Source organism: Candidatus Frackibacter sp. WG13 (assembly GCF_900114655.1).
Lineage (GTDB): Bacteria > Bacillota > Halanaerobiia > Halobacteroidales > Acetohalobiaceae > Frackibacter.
This window is the reverse complement of sequence record NZ_FOTT01000022.1, coordinates 20168-42573: the sequence shown is the minus strand read 5'-3', so window position 1 is coordinate 42573 and position 22406 is coordinate 20168. Positions and strand designations below refer to the sequence as shown.

The following is a 22406-nucleotide window of genomic DNA, read 5'->3' as shown; positions in this document are numbered from 1 at the left end:
AAATAAATCAATTTTATCTATGATTGTCTAAATCCTCTAAATGTCTCATCTAATTCAAAATATAATTTTTTTGCCGTTTCAATGGAACTATCTAATTGATGTTTATAATAATTTTCTATCAAAGTTTTATTAGCTTCATAAAGTGCTTTATGAAATTCTTCATCAGACAGTTCAGTAAAATTAACAGATAATAAATCTGAATTAACATGTTTATTTTCATAAAAATCTTCAACACCATCTAACAAACCATTATCTATAGCATAATAATATAATGGCGAACCAGGATATGGAGTAACAGGTCTTATAGTTCTTAATTGTGAATGATCATCATATTTTAATAAAAACTCTACTCCTTTTTTTAATGTCTCTTCATTCTCACCTATATTGCCAAATATAATATTAAATCCAGGAGAAATTTCTGCATCTAAAGTTGCTTCAATACCTTTAATAATTTGTTGTACTGTTAATTTCTTATTCATTACCTCTAATATTTCATCATCCATACACTCAATCCCATAATTAATAAATACACAGCCAGCTTTTTTCATTAAATCTAAAACATCAGAGGTAGCAAAGTTAAGTCTACCATTACAATCCCACTTAATATCTAAATCCGCCTCAATAAAAGCATGACATAATTCTTTGGTTCGTTCAGGGGATGACATTAATAGTTCATCAGAAAATGCTATATATGAAACATTATACTTTTCTTTTAAAATTTTAATCTCCTCAATGATATTTTCAGGAGACCTCAATCTAATCCCCTTATCCATACGGTAACAAAAGTTGCATTTAAAAGGACAGCCCCTAGCAGATAGAACTGGCATGCACCTCTCATCATTTTTAATATGAGGCATTCTAAGTAGTGAATAATAATCCATCGGAAATAAATCCCAAGCAGGAAAAGAAATAGTGTCTATATCTTTTATTAAATTCCTTCTCTCAGTAACTATACATTCACTCTCATCATCTAAATAAGCAATTCCTTTAACAGTAGATAAATTTCTTTTATTCTTTAACGCATTTAATAAATCAACTGCTGTTACTTCCCCTTCTCCAATTATTACTGCATCAGCATTAGTTTTATTTAAAAAGTATTCTGGCTCTGGTGAAGGACCATGTCCTCCAATCATATAAAAAGGCTTGTTAGGAACACTATTAATTACTTTAGAAATTTCTAATAGCTTTTGATATTGATAATAACCTGCTATCACACTAATACCTATCACATCAAAATTATTTTTTATTAAATATTCTTTTAGGTGTTCTTCTGAATAATGATACTTATCTTGATTATAAATTGTAATTTCATGACCAGCATCACGCAAAGCAGATGCTATATAAGCTAAACCTTGAGGAAACCAGTGTATATATGAATCATTATCGTATACTATTAATAATACTTTCATTATAGACCTCCCATTAATTAAAATACTATATCAATTATATTAATATTAATTTAAAATATATCTATTAATCCATTAACTTCTTATTAAATTTAATAAAATCATCTATATAATCTAATATTTCATATTCCAATAAGTCTGCTACAAAAACCATATCCTCATTTTGAAAAGCTTTCATTATATCTACTAATATTGTATTAATATTAGTAAGTTTATTCTTCCCTTCCTCTTTTAACTGATCATTAGAAATTAAAGATAAAATACTTTCTAAAGCATCAGTATACCATTCCAACCCTTCTAAACATAGTTGATATTTCTGATTCCCTTCCTCAATATTACCTTGTCTAAATAGTTCTGTTGTTTCTATTATCCCTTTTCTAAGCTTTGGTAAATATTCATCAGCTTGCTCTAATGTTTCTTGTATTAATATATTAACTTTCGTTGTTTTAAATTTAATATTAGATATCTGATCTAAGTTATAATTATTTTCTATTAAATAGGACTCATTCACCTCTACATCGTTAATAAAAATATTACTTATAATTTCATTATTTAACCTGGAATATATCCCATTTAATACTTCCACTATATTATTTAAATCAGATAAATCTTTAATTGCCTGACCATTCAAATATACCTTCATTACTTTCCACCTACTTTACAGTCTTTAATTATTGCCTTATCTTTATTAAAGAGCGCTTTATTTTCATCAATCTGTTTAGATGTTTTTTTCAATAATTCTAAAGAAGTTTTAAGTTGTTGCCAATAATTAGTCCAATAAGTTCGATAATACTTCATTTTCTCTTCCAATTCCTGTTTATTATTAAAGAAATATTTATTATTAACTTCTTGATACTTTAATTTCTCGATAATTAAAGTCCTTTGTGTAAAATAACTTATTCTTTTATGTTGTTTTAATTTAGACTCATATTCCCGTACTTTAGCTTGTACTTCTTTTAATTTATCGTTATTTATTTGCTGAACCTGAGTTAATTTTTTTTCAATCCCCTTAACGAAAGATAACTGTTCTTCTAAAATTTCAATTGAACTATTTAATTCCTCAATAGTTTTATCTATTTCTTCTTTTGAATTTTTGTAATAATCATTATGCTTTTCTTTTTTATTATAAACCTCTTGCAAGGTAATTAAAGGGTCAACTTCTTCTACACAATACTTAGCTATTACTTCTTGAAGAGTCATAATCTTAGTATGGTCAATCTTTGCTCCACCTTCTGTTGCATCAATATATAATCTATTAGACCGATTAGCAAAATAATCATTATAATAATTCAAAAAACTTTTAAAGCTTTTATTTGTATATACTCGATCTCCGTTAATTCCTTCTACGGTAATTAACCCTTCGTCATTTACTTTATTATTATCATATATTGTTCCTGAAGCATGAGTCTTATCCTCAGAAAATGATAAGTCCTGTCCTACAAGAATAATTGGATTTCCTCCAAACTTATAAGCTAAGTCAACCATACTATGAGCTACAGTACCGCCAGTATTAATTCCAGTATACTTCCCTTTCATCTTCTCTACCCAAGCACTTAAATTCCGCTTCATTGTAAAGAAGACTTGAAATCCAACCCAATTATCATTAACTAAAGGTGAATTAGCCTTTTCAGAAAAAAGAAAAACATCACTCAAATCTCCAATACCTTTAAACTGATTATACACTTTTTGACTACCATCCATAGAAACTACAATATCTGGCTCTATTCCAGCTTTTAGTAATGCTTTTAAAGCCGTTCCTACACAGATCAATAGGGCATTCCCTTTGGCATGTTTCAATTGATCAATATTCTTGTCTAAAGAAGGTCCAGCTGCAACACAGATTATTGGTATGTTTTGAAAAGAATTAAAAAAGTCATCAGCTTTTGGATTCTTTAATATATAAGGTAAATTTGAAATAATATTATTCCGCCATTGTTTTGCTACCTTAATATTAGTCATTCTACTAATATTCTTATACTCAATAGCATTTCTAATCTCATTATAAATTTGGTCATAATCTTCATTAAATAACCTAAGTGAAGGAGGATGTTCAAAGAATTTAATTTTATTTGCTAAAGATAATTGATAATTAGCTCTTATAGTAGAATAGAGATTCCCTTTGTCTCCTACAACTAAAATAAACTTCTTACTCTTTAGAATAGGAGTTAAATCACTATAAAGTAATGCGGTATAAAATATTGATAAATAAGGTTCTATAATGAAAACCTTACTAAATTTATCCTTAGTAAATAGTTCTACTAGATGATATCCTAAACCAACTCCTAAACCAAAAATTTGGTCTTTACTATTATACTTTAATTGTAAGTTATCAACTAACTTTTTAGCCTCTTTAACAGGATAATATCTACTATGAAAATAATTTTTTTCTTCATCTTTGATTATCTGCATAGTATAACTATCATTTTTAGTTTCTTCTATATTAATTATTAAATCATTTTCTAAATCTCTAACTTGAGCTATAATATCTTGGTCACTAACTTCATCATCTACTACGATTTTATCTGATTGATGGTAATTATCCATTATATTATAAGCCATTTTGCTTTTCCGTTTCAATAACCGCATATTTTCATCAAAAAAAGCCATTCTAATCCCCCATCTTTCTTTACTTCAAATCTATTCTTTCATTAACTATTCTTACTTAAAAAATCTAAGGGAAATATGAAATTTATTTTTTATTATCGATAAATTTACCCTCATAGTTATTAACAGCACCATCATAAGCACGATTAATATTTAAACCTGTATTGATATCTTTCATCTTCTTCTGTACTTTATTCTTTTGGTTAATTATCTGTTCTCTATTATCTTTTTCTAACTTATTAATCCGGTGCATGACTTGATAAGTATTTTCAATAACTTCCTTGAATTCGTTTGCATCCAATTGCAAATTATTCTGCTGGGCTAATTGCTTTTTATAAGATATCAATTGAGCTTCTAATTGTTCAATATTATCTATCTTCTTTTCTTTATCCTCTATTATTTGTTTTAAATTTTGCCATTCTTTCTTTTCAATAGCTTGCTGTTGATCTTTAGTTAATTTAAAAATCTGCTTATAAATTAATAGCTCTTGTTTATAAATATTTATTATTTCATTAATTAAACTCTTATGATCTAACTTATCCTTCAACACTAATACCTCCAGAAGGCACTTGTTGTTTCTTTTGAACTTTTCTTTCTTTCTTTAAATTCTGCATAGCTTGCTTCCAAGTATCACTTAACTCTTCCAACATATCTATTACTTCATCCATTGGTTCAATACTTTTATTAATATTAGCCTCAATTAAACGACGATTCATATAATCATACAAGCTCTCTAAATTCTGAGCAATCTCTCCGCCTTGCTCCATATCTAATGTAACCATTAATTCATTAATAATATTTTGTGTTCTAATTAAACAATTATTTGTAACTTGATAATCATTATTCTTTAACCCTTGCTTAGCTTGTTTAACAAATTTGAGCGCTCCATTATATAACATTAAAACTAATCTTTCTTGATTAGATGTTTCCACCTGAGTGTTTTGATATTTCTGATAAGGATTGTTAGCCATAATTAAACTCTCCCTTTTATTAATTAATAAATTATCCGTATCTATTAAGTAATTACTACTAATTGTCAATGCATATATTAAATTAAAGCATTGAACTTATACTACTAGCACTACCACCTAAACTAGCTAACTGGCTCTGCATCCAGCTCATTTGACTATTCATTTTTGAAATAGCTGTTTCCATAGCTGTAAACTCACTCTGCAATCTTTCCCTTTCTTGCTCTAAGTTATCATTTACAGAATCAATTTGCTCATCAACATTTTCCACCATTATTTCATAAGAATCTACTTTCTCCGGGATTACTCCTGTATTACTTTGAACCAATAAATCAAGATAGCCATCTACTTTAGTAGCAATGCCATTAAAAGAATCACCCTCATCAGTATCGGCATTAAATAGTTTCTTTACTTCGTTTGGCTTATCAGCAATACTTTCTTTAAATTTATTAGAATCGAACTCCATAGTTCCATCACGATTAATCTCTATTCCTACCATTGCTAATTGATCATAGTCACTATTGTTATCTACGCTATTAGTAATCATCTGTCGCAATTTTGACTGTAATCTCATTAGAGTTCCACTACCTTGTAAGGCTCCTGCTTCTCCAGTTTCTTGATTATAATCAAGTTTTTTCCCAATGAAACTCTGCACGCTATTATACTGGTCTACAAACTCTTGAATAGCAGAGGTAGCTTTATCTATATCTTTACTAACTTCAATAGTCGTAGCCCCTGTCGTTTTTAAATTAAAAGTAACTTCATTTACTACATCATCAAGCCCTTGATTACTAGACCGAGTAACAGCAAGTCCATTTACACTAAACTGGGCATCTTGAGCTGCCTGAAGTTCACTAGCAGTATTAACATTACCATTAATATCTAAATCAAAACCTAAATCATTAGTCCCATCATTATCTAGAATATTATCAGGGTCCTGAAAAGAAAGCATATTATTAGTTCCTGTGTTTACACCTTCAATAATTAAAGTATTGTCTACTACTGACGATTCTACTAATTTATTACCATTACCATCATCATTTCCACTGGCATTATTAATTGCATCTCGTACATCATTCAATGATTCAGGCCCATCTATGCTAACATTAAAACTTTTACTAATACCATCCAATTCAATAGTAAAACTACCACTATTCCCTCCATTTAAGCCTAAATCACTCGTAGAATCAACCTGCTGTGCAGAAGCAACTCGATGCTTTTTAGCTAATTGACTAATATCTAAAGTATAACTACTAGCATCAGCAGCAGTAGTTGCTGTCGCATCAGCTACATCTTTTGAAGAACTAGTTGTTTTATTGGAGTCGAAGGTAGAGCTTAGTCTTAAATCAGCCATTTTATTTTCTAAATTACTTATTCTAGAATTCACATCCCGCCAAGCATCTTTTTCAGTTTTTAAATTACTCTTCTCTCTACTTAAGTTCTGTAACTTAGTTCCATATTCTGCATTTAATATTTGATTAATTATATTTCCAGTTGCCATTCCAGTAGCTAAACCATCCATGCTTAAATCTGCCATTTTCTCACCCCCAAATTTAAACTAATAAAATAGCCAGCCAGAAAACCGGCCGGCCTATTTTATTCATATTTATTTTTTATTTATGTCAGTCTATTCCTTCACCGAGTAATGAAACTGCTTTCTGACACTAATGTATTAACCTAGAAGTTGAAGAACTCCCTGCGGTCTTTGGTTAGCTTGTGCTAACATAGCAGTACCAGCTTGAGAAAGAATTCGTTGCTTACTCAAATTCATCATCTCTTTCGCCATATCAACATCCCTAATTCGAGAGTTAGCAGCAGTTAAGTTCTCTTTAGATGTACTCAAGTTATTAATAGTATGGTCTAATCTATTTTGATATGCACCAAGCTTAGACCTTTCAGCCGAAACTCTAGATATAGCATTATCTATTGTAGTAATAGCATCATCAGCATCTGCTTGATTCATAACACTGATACCCTCGCCTTTTTCTAATACATTAATTGAAATATTTCCAGCGTCAGTAGAAATACCTGAAGTTGCAGCATCAGAAATTGCAATAGTCACAGAACCTGATGTAGTATCATCTGCAGTATAAGAGTCACCATTAATACCACTAAATGTCACACTTGTACCACCACTAGCCAAAGCTCCACTGGCAATAACAGTACCATCAGCAGCTTTAAGGTCAGCGCCACCACTATCTGTTACAGATACACTATATGCCCCTCCCTGTAAATTAGTTGTTGAGTTTCCACTAGCAGCCATATTAGTTGTCCCAGCATCAAAAGTTGAAACGCTACTATCTGCTGTAACACTTAAACTCTCAGCTCTCATATCATTAATCTTTAATGATATGTTTTGACCTTCATTTGAACCAATTTGAAACTTTGCCGCTTTCAGGCTACCATCTAATAATTTTTGAGTATTAAACTCGGTGTTATTACCAATTCTTGTCAACTCTTCAGTTAGCTTATTAACTTCTTTTTGAATTTCAAATCTATCAGCATTAGTATTAGTGTCGTTAGCTGCTTGAACTGATAATTCACGCATTCTTTGTAAAATAGAGTGAGTCTCTTTCAAAGCACCCTCAGCAGTCTGAATCATAGAAATACCATCTTGTGCATTTCTCTGTGCCTGTGCTAAACCGTTAATTTGCGCCTTCATCTTCTCACTAATTGCTAAACCAGCAGCATCATCAGCAGCTCTGTTAATTCTCTTACCACTTGACAACCTTTCTAAAGATTTGCTCATATTGCTCTGTGTAGTTTTTAGCTGGTTGTATGAATTCAACGCAGCAACATTTGTATTAATTCTCATAATATATCATCCTCCTTGAATTTTTTATATTTTTCAACATCCGTGTTGAAAAATTAGTGTCAGTGTATAGTGTCAGTGTCAATTAAAACCATTTAAATCCTTAACACATTAGCTACACACGCTATTTGGATACTATTTATCAGCTATTACTAGTCGGCCGCTCTAGTTATATCTGATAAAAGTTAGTAGCCACAACTACTTTAAATTGGTTTCAAAGCACCCGTCGATACTAACTTTCCTTTATTTTTCTATCTACTATTATATTTATCGACATTTTATTTAATATCTTAATCATTGTTTAATGCATATAAAGCCAAATAAAACCGATTAAGTGAAAATATAAACATATTACTCTTTCATTCCCCTTTTTTACTTGATTTCTCAGCTAACTCCATTATATCACTTAAGTCTTTAACTTTAACATTAGCTGCCTCTTTATTTTCAGCCTCTATCTCTTCATAAATCTCTTTACGATAAATATCTATATCACGAGGGGCATCAATACCTAATCTTACTTGATTACCTTCAATACCTACCACTTTTATTTCTATTTCATCCCCAATCATAATACTCTTATTATTCTTCCTCGTCAAAACTAACATTATATGCCTCCTCAATTACGCAGAAATATTCTCTTCATCATTAAATAACTTATATTTAACTGAATAATCGTCATCATCTAATATAATCTGTTTAGCAATTTGTTCGTTTTTATTAATTATAACTGGTGCTTTTAAATTCATAGTCATATCTTGAAGATTATCAGAAACTACTACAATATTAACTACTAATACATCTTGCTTCTCTTCAATTTTTAATTCTTTCTTTACTTCATTATCCAAATCAAATTCATAGTCTTCACAATAATTCCATGGTTCTGTTACTACAAAAGCTAAATCTGGATTATCTATAGCTTGCAACCAACAGAATGGTGTTTCATCATCCATTAATAAAATAAATTCTTTATTATCTTTAAAACCATATAGCCCCTGTTTAAAACTGATTACTTCATCTGGATCTATTTCTATCTTCCCAAAACGAGTAGTCTTTAACTCCATTTCTTCTCCTCCCCTTTTATTAATTGACAATTCACAATTGACAGTTGACAATTATATTTTCGTATCTACTACTTTAATCTCTAATCTTGGCTGTTTATTTTGATAGACCTCTACTTTCCCCCATTGAAAATCTACTTTAGGCCTATTAGATTTGACTTTAAAATCTATTCCATCTAAATCATTAACTTTAAATCTTATATTTTGCCTACCAGGAGCAACTCTATATTCAGGACCTTGCTTCCACTTTAAACCAAGCTTTTTTTGGTTTCCATAAGCGTGTTTAATTGCTTGACTAACTATCGATTTTCCACCTTTTTCTATAGCCGCAAGTTGGTCTCCTTCTTGGGCATAGATAGCTATAGCTTTTAAAGCAGCTTGATGTCCTTTTCGGGCAATTTCCTTACTATAAATTTTATGATTCTTATAATTCAAATCGGCCCTCGCTTTAGTCTGATCAATTTTAACCTTTGTAAATTGAGATTTAATACTTAATCGTCCTGGCTTCTGTGTCAAACTAATATTAGCAGGTCTTTGCTCAACACTCGTCTGAGGGTCTTTTAGTTGCAAGCCAATCTCTCCAAAGATCTGATTGATTCTTAATGATAATCTCAATTATATCACCTGCTTAACAGTTTTCAATTTCAGTTCTCAGTGTCTGTTGTCTGTGTCAGTTAACTGAAACTGTCACTGACCACTGACACTACTTAAGAAACTGAACTAAACTCGGCTGAATTATCCTAGCTCCCGAAGCTAAAGATGCTCGATATACATTCTCGCTCATCTTTAAATCCATAATCGTCTTAGCAATATCTACATCTTCATTCTCTGATAATAACTTTTTAAATTTAATCTTACTCTCTTCTAAACGATTTTGAGTTAATTCTAAACGATTCTGTTTAGCTCCAACCTCTGAGCGCAACCTAATTGCCTTGTCTAAATGCTTATCTATATTACCTAATCTCACATTAGATATATCATCTGTATTTCCTGCATTTAAATCGTTCACTAAGTTCTGCATTTCGTCTAAAATACCTTTAAAAAAGTCGCCATTCACATTAACATTCATCTTCACACCTTGATCAATCTCTCGAACAATCTTATTATTATCTCCCTGATAAGCAGAATTTGCAGTCGGATAAGGTTTAATCAGAGTCTTCTGACCTGCAAAGATATATTTATCATTGTATTTCGTATTAGCTACCGCAGCTAAATTCTTTCTTAACTCTTCTACTTCATCAGCAATTGCTTTTCTATCAGTATCACTTAAAGAATCATTAGCACCGTAAACAGCTAACTCTCTAGTTCTCTGCAATATCTTCCCGGCGTTTTTTAAGCCATCTTCTGTAGTCTGCATCCAGGTCAAAGCTTGGTCTATATTATCAGCATATTGCTTATTATCACCGATCGTCTCTTCCAACCGCATACTTCGGGCTACCCCAGTTGGATTCTGCGACGGCATATTAAACTTCTTACCAGTCGACAACTGGCGATTGAATTTATCTAATCTATCCATATTATCACTAAGATTCTTCAATAAATTATTAGTCATCATTCGACTAGTTACACGCATCACTTGTCACCTCACAATTTAATCATTAAAAATCTTTTTTTGACACGAGACTTACACGAGATTATACACAAGACTTTAAAACTTTAATTCATAAACATAGTAATATTAAACTATATTCTATTATTACTAAATTTTAACTATTATTTATTTTCCTTTAATCTTTAGTCTGTGCTTGGTCTTGTGTCCGTCTGTGTCAAATTATTTCCTCATCTTACTTATCTTTTAATTCCGTTAACTAACACACCTAATATCTCATCCATAGTAGAAACAAACTTAGCAGCCGCAGAATAAGAATGTTGATACTTAATCATCTTAGCCATCTCTTCATCTAATGATACACCAGAGATTGAATCTCGCTGCTTATTTAACTGCCTTGTTAAGACTTCTTGATTATTAACCATTCTCTTAGCTCGTTGACTATCTACCCCTAATTGAGCAATATTAGAACTATAATAACTATTAAAGGTAGCTGTGCCTGAATTAAATAATTTCTGGTCTCCTAAGTCAGCCAATTTTAATGCATTACTACCATCACCGGCATAGTCATTCTTCCCATCGCCATTGGTATCACTATACTTAGAAGCTGCTGCTATCTTGTTCAAATCATTCTTAATCGCCGCAGATAAATCCATGCTTTTAGCTGTTAATCCTGTTGGATCAAAGAAATCTATATTAGTACTATTACCTAACCCATATCCATTTTTATGTACGTTATTAAACTCAGTAACCATCTTCTTTGCCATAGCATCTAATTGACTAATATACTTAGGAATCTCTGTATCTCGAGCTTCTAATAGACCTTTAATTGCTCCGTCAGTAAACTTAACTTCTTCATTATTACTAGCCCATTTAACTTCTACTAAATTACTATTACTCTTATCCTTTTCAGCTACTAGTTTACTAGCTGTATCTTGCCAAACCAAGGATTGCCCTTCTATACTAATATTAGCAAAGCCGTTTTCATCTTCCTTAACCTGTACACTAGTAATTTTAGATAATTTATCGATTAAAAGATCTCGTTTATCCTTTAGGTCATTAGGATTCTGATTCATACTTTCAATTCTACTGATCTGCCCATTTAAATCGGCTATTCGCTGGGCATAAGAGTTGATATCCTCTACCTTAGTTCTGATTCGATCATTAAGAGCTAAGCGATAATCACTTAACTGATCATCTAAACTATTAAATGTATCGGTTAAAGCCAAACCACGCTGCCTTACGGTAGCTCGTACCGCTTGGCTTTCTGGATTATTATTTAGTTCCTGTAAAGAGTTCCAAAACTCATCCATCGTACTTCGCAGACTATTATCTGATGGTTCGTTAAAGATTAACTCTATCTCTTTTAGCGCATCACGCCGCATCTCCCATTTTCCTTTAGCACTAGTCTCTTCTCTAATTTGAGTATCAACAAAGTCATTTCTAATACGGCGGATCTCATCTATTTTAACTCCGGTACCTACTTGTCCAGCCCCAGTACCATGATAGATAGTATGTGGTTTAGTAGTCGATTGAATTACTTCTTGTCTACTATACCCTTCGGTATTGGCATTAGCTATATTATGTCCTGTTACATCTAAGGACTTCTTCTGTACCTGTAAAGCTCGTTTTCCTATCTCTATACCTCCGAAAGTTGAGCCCATTGTACTCCCTCCTATGCCTTCTGATCAATAATTCGTCGCTGTTGCTGATTATTTGCTGCTTCTTTACCTGGTTTTTGATAAGTATTATCTTTACTAATATTACTTTCAGTCAACAACTGTAATGTATAATTATTCAACTTTAATGACTCTTTAATTAAATTAGCATTAGTCTCATTAGCCGCTTTTATCTCCTCTAATATATCTAAAAGCTCTTGTCGTATCTCCTTCAATTCACTTTTAGCTGGATCAGAAATCAAATCCATTAACTTAGCAAAGGATAATTCTTCTTCAGTTAAAGAGTATTCACAAGCAAGCCCTTTTAAAATTTCGACCCGTTCTGCTTCTAGTTCATCAATCTTAAGAATCTCTTCTTTCTCTTCCTCGATAATACTCAAAAGGTCATCTACACGATTATCAACTATTATTTCCTTCTTTTCTCCACTTAATTGATAAATCTTTTGATACATTTTATATTCAGCCTCTAAAATTTGAACTAACCTTTCAATATTCATCAGATCACTTCCTTAATTAAACCAGGTTATCGACAATTGTTCTATTTAACATCTTTTCCGCCACTTCTTCTCCGGATACATTATAATTCCCTGTCTTAATAGCCTTCTTCAAAGCCGCTACCTTCTCTTTTCTGACACTAGGCTGACTCTTTAATGCCTTCTTAGCAACCTGTACTTCTTTTACTTCATCGGAAAGTGATAATCTGTCTCCTTTGCCTTTTCGCTTAGATTCCAGATTTTCTTTAGTCTTTTGATTACGATTATAAGTCTTTAATACTCGATGGAGTTGTTCATTAGAGATTTTCATAATTAACCACCTGCTTTCTTAGAGAATCTCACATTTAAGAAATTACTTCATCCCGTTACCTAACCTTTTTGACACTGTTTTTAAGGTCTGCAAAAGGATAGGATAACTCTCATATTAAACTGAACATCTTATTACATACTTCGATAAAATATGAATTATTCTTAAATGCCATAATACACTATTAACAATATTTATTTCTAATCTAAGGTGATTAACTATGTCTTACTTAGTTTTACGGGTTATTTAATCATCCCTCCATATGGAAGTATGCATCCTACTATTACTCTTTCTCTTAGGCTCTTCTTTTTTATCTTTACTATTCCCTTGACTTAAACTATTAGTCAAAGCATCTCTACACTCTTTACAATAGTCTCCCTCAGTAATCGGAGCACCACATCTTTTACATTCAACTGTTAATTCAACACCAGTTTCCATTAATCTTCCTTCACGAATGAACTTTTTAATTCGCTTAACACTTACCTCAGTCCCTTCATGAATCTCAGGAATTGATCGTTTCCCATGATCATAAATATATTCTTTAACCGTTAAAAAATCCTGTTCTTCTTCTTCCCTACACTGGGAACAAATCTTATACGAATCTGACACAAAGACTTGACCACAAAGCTTGCAATTTCTTAACCCCATCTGCATTCACCTCTTATATTTCAATCTTCCTTTATATGCTTAATCCTTACTTTCATAATTCGCCAAACGAATGCATATTTCCTGCTTGAGTTACTAATAATGTCATCTTTTTCGATAGGCATCTACAAACTTAACCTCACAACACCTCTACTTCTAATTCGAAAGCCCTTTTCTGGGCTATTGCCCCTGCTCTCCTGTTGCCAAAGTTAACACTGATACATCCCTAGCTCCTGCGCGCAGTAGGACTTTGGAGCATTCATTAACCGTAGCTCCGGTGGTATAGATATCATCGATTAACAGTACATACTTACCCTTAATCTCTTTTACATATTCGGGTTCACAATAGAAGATGTTGCTTACGTTCTCTTTCCGTTTCAATGGAGATAACTTGCTCTGACTAACTGTATTCACTGCTCGTTTTAAGACTTGGTCGTTTATTGGCAGGTCTAGCTTTTTACTCACTTCCCTTGCTAATAAGTATGCTTGGTTAAAACCTCTCGTCTTTAACTTCTCTTTAGCTAATGGCACAGGAATAATTACATCTAAGTCTTCTCTTTTATAAAATTCTAAACCATAGATTCCTAATATCTGTCCTAATGGCTTGGCTAAAGCCTGTCTACCTTGATACTTCATATCATAAATATAATCACTTAATGCTTGATTATAGGTTGCTACCGCTCTTGCTTTATTAAATTGGTAATTATACTCCTCACAATTTTTACACTCTTCTTCATCAATTATTAATCTGCCGCATTTCTCACAATAATTGTCGGTAATATAATTAATTCGACTTAAGCAGTCTTCACAGAGCTGAACCTCATCTGTTACTAATTCGTCTACCTCACAATAGAGACAACCTTCTACTTCTGGATAGACTAACCCTAAAAAGCCATTCCAGATATTATTTAATACTCCCATAAAACTCACCTCTTTATTAACTTCCACTCTTGAGATATCCTTTCTTATCCGCCTCTTGATTTAGATCTTCAATTCGCTCTTTAGACTCTTTCATAGCTTTACTTATCATCTGTCCTACGAACCAAATTTCTCCTTGTGGATATTCAAGAGAGCGACCGGCTCGACCAGCCATTTGAATTAGAGTCGGCACGTCAAAGACAAAGTCCCAATCAGCAAATAGAACTAATACATTAGCCTTGGGAACTGTGATAGCTCTTTCCATAATTGTCGTAGAGACTAAAATCGGATACTTCCCCTGACAGAATTCTTCTCGTTTTCTATCACGATGCGCGTCTTGCGCATGACTATATTGCACCCATGATTCTCCCTCTATCTCTGGCAGAGACCTCTGTAACTTCTTCCCAACTATCTCTACTAATTCTCTAGTCGGCAAGAAGATGAATAGTTGAGCTAAGTCTCTATAGATTGAATCCTTAATTATTTTTAATACCTTTTGTGTTATATCTACTCTCTTACTCTCCTTATTATAACTTATTTCTGCGGTTAAGAGCTTAGGGGTTGGTACCGGATGACCATGATAACGTGCCGGGATCTTAATTAATCTTCTTTGCTTATCATCATTAAATCTACTTAACTCTTCCCCAGGAGTAGCTGTCATATTTATGATCTTCCCTTGCGGATGACAAGCTCTTTCTACGGCTCCTGCAAGCATCTTACTACCTTGATAAGGAAAAGCATCTACCTCATCTAATATAATTAAATCAAATTTATTAATAAATCGCAAAACCTGATGAGTTGTTGCTACAGTGATTGGTGCTACATTGTATTTTCTTTCTGAGCCACCATAAAGGAGGCTAAACTCAAAATCAGGAAAGCTAGCTTTTAATCTCGGTGCTAGCTCAACTACCGCATCCTTCCTTGGAATAGCAAATAATACTTCTCCTCCTTGGGATAAGACCTCACCAATTGCTTGAAACGAAACTTCAGTCTTACCAGCTCCACATACCGCCCAAACTAATGCCTCTTTCCCATCACTAGCTATAAAATCAACTAACTGTTGACTAGCATCTCTCTGAGCAGCAGTCAGTGAAAACTCTAATTTAGGTTCTACTTTTTGCTCTTCTTCTGTTAATCGTGTTGCACTTAATTGAAAATCTGAATTAAAAGCATATAATGGTCGACAAGTTCTAGCCTTACCCATATAAAGACAACAGTCACAGTAATAGTCAGTTAAACCACAATAATTACAATCTATCTCAACTAACTTTTCATCTTCTCCACAACGCTGACATACTAAGTAATTCCTATCTTGATAAGCTAGGCTTGCTCCAATTTCTAGTTTAGATTCCAATCTTAATCCTTGTAACAATAATCTTAATGGCGATTTAAGAAGAACCTGGTTCTCTGCTAGCGCCTGTTTAATCTCACTATAATAAAGTAATCTACCAGCTAAAATCTTATGTACTTCTTCTAACTCCTGTAAATCAGGTAGATTATTATAATCACTTGCTTCTACTTCTTCAACTTGACTATAATCCAATAAAGAATAATACTCTAACAATCTTTCTACCCGCTTACTATATTCTAGCAACAAAGCCTTAATTCCTCCTGCTAAATCATCAATCAAAGCTCCTTGTCTTTCATATCTAGCAGTAATCTCCTCATAAATATATTTAGCTAATCCAATCGGCAAAGGCTTCGTTAAGCTATAAACCTGTAACTCTTCATCTGTAAAGCCCCTTCGCCTCTTAAGATAACTCAACTCAACCTCAAGGTCAGAAGTTAAACCAACCCGATATTCTTTGTTGTTAATTATCAAGATATAGATAACAAACCCTATTCCCTTCATTTAATCCCCTACTTACTTATTAAAAATAATATTAAAATAAGTCAAAATTATAAAATTATTAGACACGAGACTTTCACAAGACTATACACAAGACTTTTTAAATTAAACAAACTTCATAATTAGCTTTCAAAAATAATTAAATGTAAGCTTATTTCATATTAATTGACAAGTGATAATTTTTATTCATGAAATTCCCAACCACAACCTTATTTTCAAATCTAATCGTTTAAAGTTTTAAAATCTTTTAATTATCAATTATCTTTAGTCTGTGTTTGTCTGTGTAAGTCTGTGTCCAGTTATTTTAAGGTTTTATGTCTTAGCCTTAGCCTATAACTAAAAAAAGCTGCCCCCTTAATCTTATTAAGAAGGCAACTCCTAGCGCATACTAAAAAACATAAGTTAGTGGTTATCCACTTCGTCTTGTAATTTTGCTTTTAATTCATCGATCTTTCTTCTTGCTCTCTGTAAAGCATTATCTACAGTCTTTACACTACTACCGATCTCATCAGCTATTTCTTTATATGACTTTGCCTGTAGATAACTACTGAATACTTCCCATTCTAATTCAGTTAACATCTCTCTTAATTCATATGTAACTTCGTCAACTAATTCCCGATTAATTAAGTCTTTCTCTGGATCATTATTCTCATCGGGTAGTACATCTAATAAAGTTCGCCCTCGACCTCCATCATCTTTAGAATACTTTAATTTCTTATCGATTGAAGTCGACGTATTCAAAGGCATATGTTTTTGACGATTAGCAGTCTTAATAGCTGATATAAGTTGTCGACTTACGCACAAATGAGCAAAACCCCGAAAAGAAGCCGCCCGTTTTTCTCGATAATCTCTAATTGCTTTGTAAAGCCCTACTAAACCTTCCTGAATTACATCATCTTTGTCGAGTCCTTTAATGTAGAATAACTTAGACTTAGCATAAACGATGTCAATATTGTTGTCTAGTAAATACTCCTCAGCCAGCTTGTCTCCATTCTGGGCTAAATCAATTACTTGTTGCTCAGGCATATCATCAAATTTACTTTTGAATTTTTTCTTAGGCTTACCCATTTAGTTATCCCCACCCCTGTGCGATTTTTGACCATTACCATTATACCACAATTTATAGGGCTCGTCAAAATAGAACCAGCACGAACTTTCAGGATAATTGTCGAATTAATTTAATTAATAAATGTTCTTTCAAATCAACTGCATCATAAGGACATACTTCTTGACAACAAAGACATTTAATACAACCTTCTTGATCAATTTCTAAATGATAGTCTTCGCCCTGGTCTATCTCTTCGATCACTAACTGTGGACAGCTTTTAAGACAGGTCCTACAGTGAGTACAATTTTTTTGATTGATAATCGGTTTAGACATCATCAATTCTAAAAAAGGCTTAAGAAGGAAGTTAGGTAGATGTGACAAAAAAGCATTAGATGGCAAGTCATAACGCCTATAATCCGGTTGCTCAAAATCACCTTTAATTTCAATCATTCTTAATGAAGCCTTACCTAAGCCTCGCTTAGCAGCCAAATTTAAGATCTGGACCTGCTTGTCTTTATAACCTAAGTAATTAGCAGCTACTGTATCTAGAGCTACTAAATCATCACTAGCTAAGATAGTCCCTACAGCACAAGGGACACCAGAGCTACCTGGGCCATCGCCAGCTAAACCGATTATACCATCCATAATTGCTAAGTCTGCTCCTACCGTAGCAAAGATATCAACAATTACTTCGGCAAAATTATTCGGATTAGGAAATTGACGATGATATTCCATCTTCTTTAAACCAGGGATAACACCGTATAAATTCTTAACCGCTCCTGTAAATAGAGTTAGACTATGAGTCTTCATTTTAGGCAAAGAAATAATAAAGTCAGCGTCTAAGACCGGCAAGGGAAGGTTAAACTCCGCAACAGTGCTACCTGAATTCGCAACTACTTCAGTCTCCACTCGATCAAAATTAATCATTTCAACATTCATCTCTTCACATACAGTCTGAGTACCTGTTTTATCAAATGCCTTAGCTGTCAAAGACTCCTCTGCTAAAAAACCTCCTGAGCTCTCACCTACTATTGGAATAGCCCCTACTTCCTTTACTAACTGAATTGTAGCTTTTAATACTAAAGGATGAGTTGTTACAGCTTGTTCTGGGGCTTTCGGGCTTAAAAGATTAGGTTTAATTAAGACTCGGTCTCCTTCATCGATCCACTGACTCAAGCCACCTAACTCTGACACAGCCCGCTTTACAGCCTTAATCACCAATTCCTCTTCATATTTTGAGCAACTAATCGATGCTACAGTACTCATATCTAAATAATACTCCCTTCATAACCTAAATAAATTTATAATTATGCTAGAAGCCACTTAACTTCCTACCCTTATTATACATTGCTTAGACCATTTTAATCAAACCTTATTGTAAATTAACCGTATCTCCTATGCTTACCTTCTCTTTTAGTTCCCTATCTGCTTTTAATTCGATAACTTTAGTGGCTGATGATACAAAAGAGGAGATGCGATTTGGTCTTAAAGAAGGTATTACTTCGACTACAATATCATCTTCATTTAAGAATATAAGCCCTATAGCAAATTTCATAAAAAAGGTATGCACTATCTTACAAGGATTAATTAATAGACCTTCTCCTACTTTAAGCTCTTCTCTACCCAAAAGCCCAATCAAACGCTGCCTAAAAGTATTAGCTTCTCTCACCTGATCTGCTACTATTAAGTCTTTACTTTGGTTAAGTAAGATCATCTCATTAACTCCTTATCTTTATTTTCATTTAATTCAAGTTTGTAAATGAATTAATAACTTTAATGACAGCCGGACCTAAAAGGATGATAAAGATTGTAGGAAAGATAAAGAATACTAGAGGTAAAAGCATCTTAATCGGCGCTTTCATTGCCGCTTCTTCGGCTCGCTGTTTTCGTTTAAGGCGAATTTGATTAGACTGCACTCGCAATACCTTACCAATACTCACTCCTAATTTATCTGCTTGCACGATGGCCGTTATGAAGTTTGCTAAATCTTCCACATTAGTTCTATTACCTAAATCACGCATTGCATCTCGCCGTGGTTTACCCATTCTAATCTCTTGTAATAGCCTTTCAAATTCTTCACTAATAGGCCCTTTAATCTTATCTACAACCTTAACTAAAGCCGAATCAAAACCTAATCCTGCTTCGACACTAACAGTTAATAGATCCAAAACATCTGGTAGTGTCTGCTGTATCTCTTGCTGCCTCTCTGTAATCTTCTTACTTAATAAGAATTGCGGCATTAAATAACTAGCCACAGCAGATACAATAGCTAATAAGATGGCCTGTTGCCAAGCAAATTGAACTACTATTAAGAAGACCACAATCGGCAAAATCACCATCATGCTCCCTTGAATTGCTAAAACTTCTTTTGCTTCTAAGTCAAAAGGATGACCTGCTAAGACCAATTTTTTTCTTAAGCTATCCTTGAATCCAATAGGAGTCAACTTTACAAAAATTACAGCAACCTTCTGCAAGATAGGTCTAATTAACCTCTCCCAAAAAGACTGCTGTAATTCAACCTCCCGTGGTAAAACTTCTTTCTGTAATTGAGCATACTTCTGTAATCTATCCTTAATCTTTCGTTCACGAAGATTAGCATAATTAGTTATTAATAGGGTCAACCCGACTACTACTATGAAGACTACAATTGGTATTAACATCGTGATATCACTCCCATTTTTTAGCCCCTATCTCATTTACACTTTAATACTAATAATCTTTTTAATGAAGAGTAAGCCTATCAACTGTGAAATCAAAGCTATACCTATCATCGTCTTACCTAATGGATGCGTAAGTAACGGTAACATATAACCGGGATTGATTAAGCCTAAGACTAAGCCTAAACCGACAGGTAGGATACCGATAATGATTCCGGAAACTTTTCCTTGTGCTGTTAAGGTCTTAATTTCACCTTGTATTTTGATTCGTTCGCGAATAGTATGTGATATACTATCTAAAATCTCTGATAGGTTCCCTCCTACTTGGCGCTGAATAACAACGGCTGTAATTACCAAATCAAGGTCATCGCTCTCTACGCGTTCTGTTAACGCTACCAGTGCTTCTTCGGCAGGAGCACCTAAGTTTACTTCCTTTAATACTCGAGTGAACTCTTCGGAAATAGGCGGTGCCATCTCTTTAGCTACCATCTCCAATGCTTGAAAGAAGCTATAACCTGCCTTTAATGAGTTAGAAATAATCGTAAGTGAATCTGCTATTTGGTCATTAAATTTATTCAATCTCTTCTTTTGACTATATCTTAAGTATAAGTAAGGCCCTATTGCACCTATTACTGCCAATAGAACAACATGTATTAAACTTTTAAGAATTAATAGACCACCAATTCCTAAGACAGAAATTATTATTAAATTAAGAGTTATAAATTCCGAAGCTTTAATTGGGAGACTAGTCTTCTTCAATTCATCCTCTAAACCGCTAGTTAATGAAAAAGAAGCAAAGACCTTACTAAAACCACTTAAGTAGTCCAAAACCCTTTTTTGACCATCAACTGATTCTTCTTTAGCATCTTTTGCTTCATTTATAATATACTCTTCTGTTTCTAAATACTTATTCAATCGATTATTTAATCTTTCCTGTTTTGCAGTTAATAGGCTATAAAGAGCTAAAGTTCCTAAAGTAACCGTTAAAAAGACTAAGATAATAACTGCTATTACCATCCCTACCCCCCCGTTCAACTTAATAAGCAGCAAAAATATTGGCTGGCAACTCTATTCCTTCTGCTTTGAAACGTTCAATAAATTTCGGTCTAATTCCTGTTGGTTTAAATTCACCGATAATATTACCGTCTTGGTCTAATCCTTCTTGTTCAAATGAAAATATGTCTTGGAGAGTAATTACATCTCCTTCCATACCCTGTACCTCTGTCACCTTAACTATCTTACGACTTCCATCTCTTAATCTAGTCTGTTGAACAATTAAGTCTACTGCCGAAGCAATCTGGTCACGAATTGCTCTAACCGGCAGCTCCATTCCTGCCATCATTACCATCGTCTCTAATCTAGATAACATATCCCGTGGACTATTAGCGTGACCGGTGGTCAAAGAACCATCATGTCCTGTATTCATCGCCTGTAACATATCTAAAGCTTCTCCACCACGAACCTCACCGACTACAACTCGGTCGGGACGCATTCGTAGTGAGTTCTTAACCAACTCACGCATAGTGATAGCGCCTTTACCCTCTACATTTGGAGGCCTTGTTTCTAAGGAGACTACATGATCCTGAGCTAACTGCAACTCAGCTGCATCCTCAATAGTTACAATCCGTTCATCATCAGGAATAAAAGAGGAAAGAACATTAAGCGTAGTCGTCTTACCAGAACCTGTTACTCCGGAAACGACTACATTAAGCCTTACTTCAACGCAAGCCTCTAAAAATTGTGCCATCTCTTCAGTTAAGGTCCCAAAATTAACTAAATCTTTAACCGTAAAAGGATCCTCTGAAAACTTTCGAATAGTAATTGTCGGTCCGTTTAAAGCTAAAGGCGGGATAATAGCATTTACTCTTGAGCCATCCGGCAACCGAGCATCTACCATCGGACTACTCTCGTCTATTCTTCTCCCGAGAGGAGAGACAATCTTCTCAATAATATGAATCACATGGTCGTCATCACGAAATTTAACATCGGTCAAAACTAATTTCCCATCACGTTCTACATAGATCTGATCTGGACCATTGACCATCACTTCTGATACTTCTGGGTCATTTAGAACCCCATTAATCGGGCCAAAACCGATAATTTCATCTATAATCTCTTTAATCACTTTCTGCTTATCACCAGGAGAGATTCTCTCTTCTTCTGCTTCAATTACCTCAGTTGCTGATTCCTTAATATCTTCCCGTAATTGATCATTCGAGTCATCTGCATCAGCATTAGAGATTATCTGTAGATCTAGTTCATTAAGTAAATAATTATGAATCTTCGTCTTTAATTCCCGGTAAGGATCCTGTGGTAAAACAGAATTACTACCCTTAGAACTACTCTCCTGCTCAAACTCTTCCTTCGCTTGTTTCTCCTGTTCTTGTGCTAAACGTTCTAGTAAAGACATCA

At 33.5% G+C, this 22406-nt stretch carries 23 protein-coding genes; all 23 read right to left on the bottom strand.

The genetic code is table 11. The features are described from left to right. Positions 1 to 17: 17 nt before the first annotated feature. Complete coding sequence (locus tag BM077_RS11050; RefSeq protein ID WP_089750322.1) at positions 18 to 1409, bottom strand: B12-binding domain-containing radical SAM protein; 1392 nt, start codon at positions 1407 to 1409, stop codon at positions 18 to 20. 64 nt (positions 1410 to 1473) lie between these two features. Further along, positions 1474 to 2049: a hypothetical protein gene (locus BM077_RS11045; RefSeq protein WP_089750319.1), complete on the bottom strand. Its 576-nt coding sequence runs from the start codon at positions 2047 to 2049 to the stop codon at positions 1474 to 1476. Beyond that, on the bottom strand, positions 2049 to 4013 hold the full coding sequence (locus BM077_RS11040) for a motility associated factor glycosyltransferase family protein (RefSeq protein WP_089750317.1): 1965 nt from the start codon (positions 4011 to 4013) through the stop codon (positions 2049 to 2051). The genes BM077_RS11045 and BM077_RS11040 overlap by 1 nt, the downstream gene beginning before the upstream one ends. Before the next feature lie 82 nt (positions 4014 to 4095). Then, positions 4096 to 4557, bottom strand: coding sequence for a flagellar export chaperone FlgN (gene flgN, locus BM077_RS11035; protein WP_089750315.1), 462 nt, complete (start codon positions 4555 to 4557; stop codon positions 4096 to 4098). Further along, entirely contained in the window at positions 4547 to 4981 is a 435-nt protein-coding gene (fliS, locus tag BM077_RS11030; protein ID WP_176941715.1) for a flagellar export chaperone FliS, read from the bottom strand. Before fliS ends, flgN begins: the two co-directional genes overlap by 11 nt. An 82-nt stretch (positions 4982 to 5063) precedes the next feature. Beyond that, positions 5064 to 6515, bottom strand: a complete 1452-nt coding sequence (fliD, locus tag BM077_RS11025) for a flagellar filament capping protein FliD (RefSeq protein ID WP_089750314.1) — start codon at positions 6513 to 6515, stop codon at positions 5064 to 5066. Positions 6516 to 6650: 135 nt separating this feature from the next. Continuing rightward, on the bottom strand, positions 6651 to 7793 hold the full coding sequence (locus tag BM077_RS14135; RefSeq protein ID WP_089750312.1) for a flagellin N-terminal helical domain-containing protein: 1143 nt from the start codon (positions 7791 to 7793) through the stop codon (positions 6651 to 6653). 356 nt (positions 7794 to 8149) lie between these two features. Continuing rightward, positions 8150 to 8395: a carbon storage regulator CsrA gene (gene csrA, locus BM077_RS11015; RefSeq protein WP_089750309.1), complete on the bottom strand. Its 246-nt coding sequence runs from the start codon at positions 8393 to 8395 to the stop codon at positions 8150 to 8152. A gap of 15 nt (positions 8396 to 8410) precedes the next feature. Next, positions 8411 to 8851, bottom strand: a complete 441-nt coding sequence (fliW, locus tag BM077_RS11010; RefSeq protein ID WP_089750307.1) for a flagellar assembly protein FliW — start codon at positions 8849 to 8851, stop codon at positions 8411 to 8413. A gap of 51 nt (positions 8852 to 8902) precedes the next feature. Then, the gene (locus tag BM077_RS11005; RefSeq protein WP_089750305.1) at positions 8903 to 9463 is read right to left on the bottom strand and encodes a DUF6470 family protein; all 561 of its coding nucleotides are present in this window, start codon (positions 9461 to 9463) and stop codon (positions 8903 to 8905) included. Positions 9464 to 9551: 88 nt separating this feature from the next. Then, on the bottom strand, positions 9552 to 10421 hold the full coding sequence (flgL, locus tag BM077_RS11000) for a flagellar hook-associated protein FlgL (protein WP_089750303.1): 870 nt from the start codon (positions 10419 to 10421) through the stop codon (positions 9552 to 9554). 215 nt (positions 10422 to 10636) lie between these two features. Further along, positions 10637 to 12061 (bottom strand): flagellar hook-associated protein FlgK, encoded by a 1425-nt coding sequence (gene flgK, locus BM077_RS10995; RefSeq protein ID WP_089750301.1) that lies wholly within the window; start codon positions 12059 to 12061, stop codon positions 10637 to 10639. Between the two features lie 11 nt (positions 12062 to 12072). Beyond that, complete coding sequence (locus BM077_RS10990) at positions 12073 to 12573, bottom strand: flagellar protein FlgN (RefSeq protein WP_089750299.1); 501 nt, start codon at positions 12571 to 12573, stop codon at positions 12073 to 12075. Between the two features lie 16 nt (positions 12574 to 12589). Further along, positions 12590 to 12880: a flagellar biosynthesis anti-sigma factor FlgM gene (gene flgM, locus BM077_RS10985; RefSeq protein WP_089750298.1), complete on the bottom strand. Its 291-nt coding sequence runs from the start codon at positions 12878 to 12880 to the stop codon at positions 12590 to 12592. A gap of 243 nt (positions 12881 to 13123) precedes the next feature. After that, complete coding sequence (locus BM077_RS10980) at positions 13124 to 13525, bottom strand: hypothetical protein (RefSeq protein ID WP_089750296.1); 402 nt, start codon at positions 13523 to 13525, stop codon at positions 13124 to 13126. A 177-nt stretch (positions 13526 to 13702) separates the two neighbouring features. Beyond that, on the bottom strand, positions 13703 to 14443 hold the full coding sequence (locus tag BM077_RS10975) for a ComF family protein (protein ID WP_090003537.1): 741 nt from the start codon (positions 14441 to 14443) through the stop codon (positions 13703 to 13705). 16 nt (positions 14444 to 14459) lie between these two features. Then, positions 14460 to 16292, bottom strand: a complete 1833-nt coding sequence (locus BM077_RS10970; protein WP_089750291.1) for an ATP-dependent helicase ComFA — start codon at positions 16290 to 16292, stop codon at positions 14460 to 14462. Between the two features lie 399 nt (positions 16293 to 16691). Then, a complete protein-coding gene (gene sigH / locus BM077_RS10965) occupies positions 16692 to 17357 on the bottom strand; it encodes an RNA polymerase sporulation sigma factor SigH (protein WP_089750289.1) in 666 nt (221 codons plus the stop codon). Between the two features lie 88 nt (positions 17358 to 17445). Further along, a complete protein-coding gene (locus BM077_RS10960) occupies positions 17446 to 18603 on the bottom strand; it encodes a DUF362 domain-containing protein (RefSeq protein ID WP_089750287.1) in 1158 nt (385 codons plus the stop codon). A gap of 106 nt (positions 18604 to 18709) precedes the next feature. Further along, positions 18710 to 19051 (bottom strand): DUF192 domain-containing protein, encoded by a 342-nt coding sequence (locus BM077_RS10955; protein WP_089750286.1) that lies wholly within the window; start codon positions 19049 to 19051, stop codon positions 18710 to 18712. Between the two features lie 28 nt (positions 19052 to 19079). Beyond that, the gene (locus BM077_RS10950; protein ID WP_089750284.1) at positions 19080 to 19997 is read right to left on the bottom strand and encodes a type II secretion system F family protein; all 918 of its coding nucleotides are present in this window, start codon (positions 19995 to 19997) and stop codon (positions 19080 to 19082) included. 36 nt (positions 19998 to 20033) lie between these two features. Then, complete coding sequence (locus BM077_RS10945) at positions 20034 to 21011, bottom strand: type II secretion system F family protein (RefSeq protein WP_089750281.1); 978 nt, start codon at positions 21009 to 21011, stop codon at positions 20034 to 20036. Positions 21012 to 21030: 19 nt separating this feature from the next. Next, positions 21031 to 22404 (bottom strand): CpaF family protein, encoded by a 1374-nt coding sequence (locus BM077_RS10940; protein ID WP_090095261.1) that lies wholly within the window; start codon positions 22402 to 22404, stop codon positions 21031 to 21033. Between the last annotated feature and the right edge of the window lie 2 nt (positions 22405 to 22406).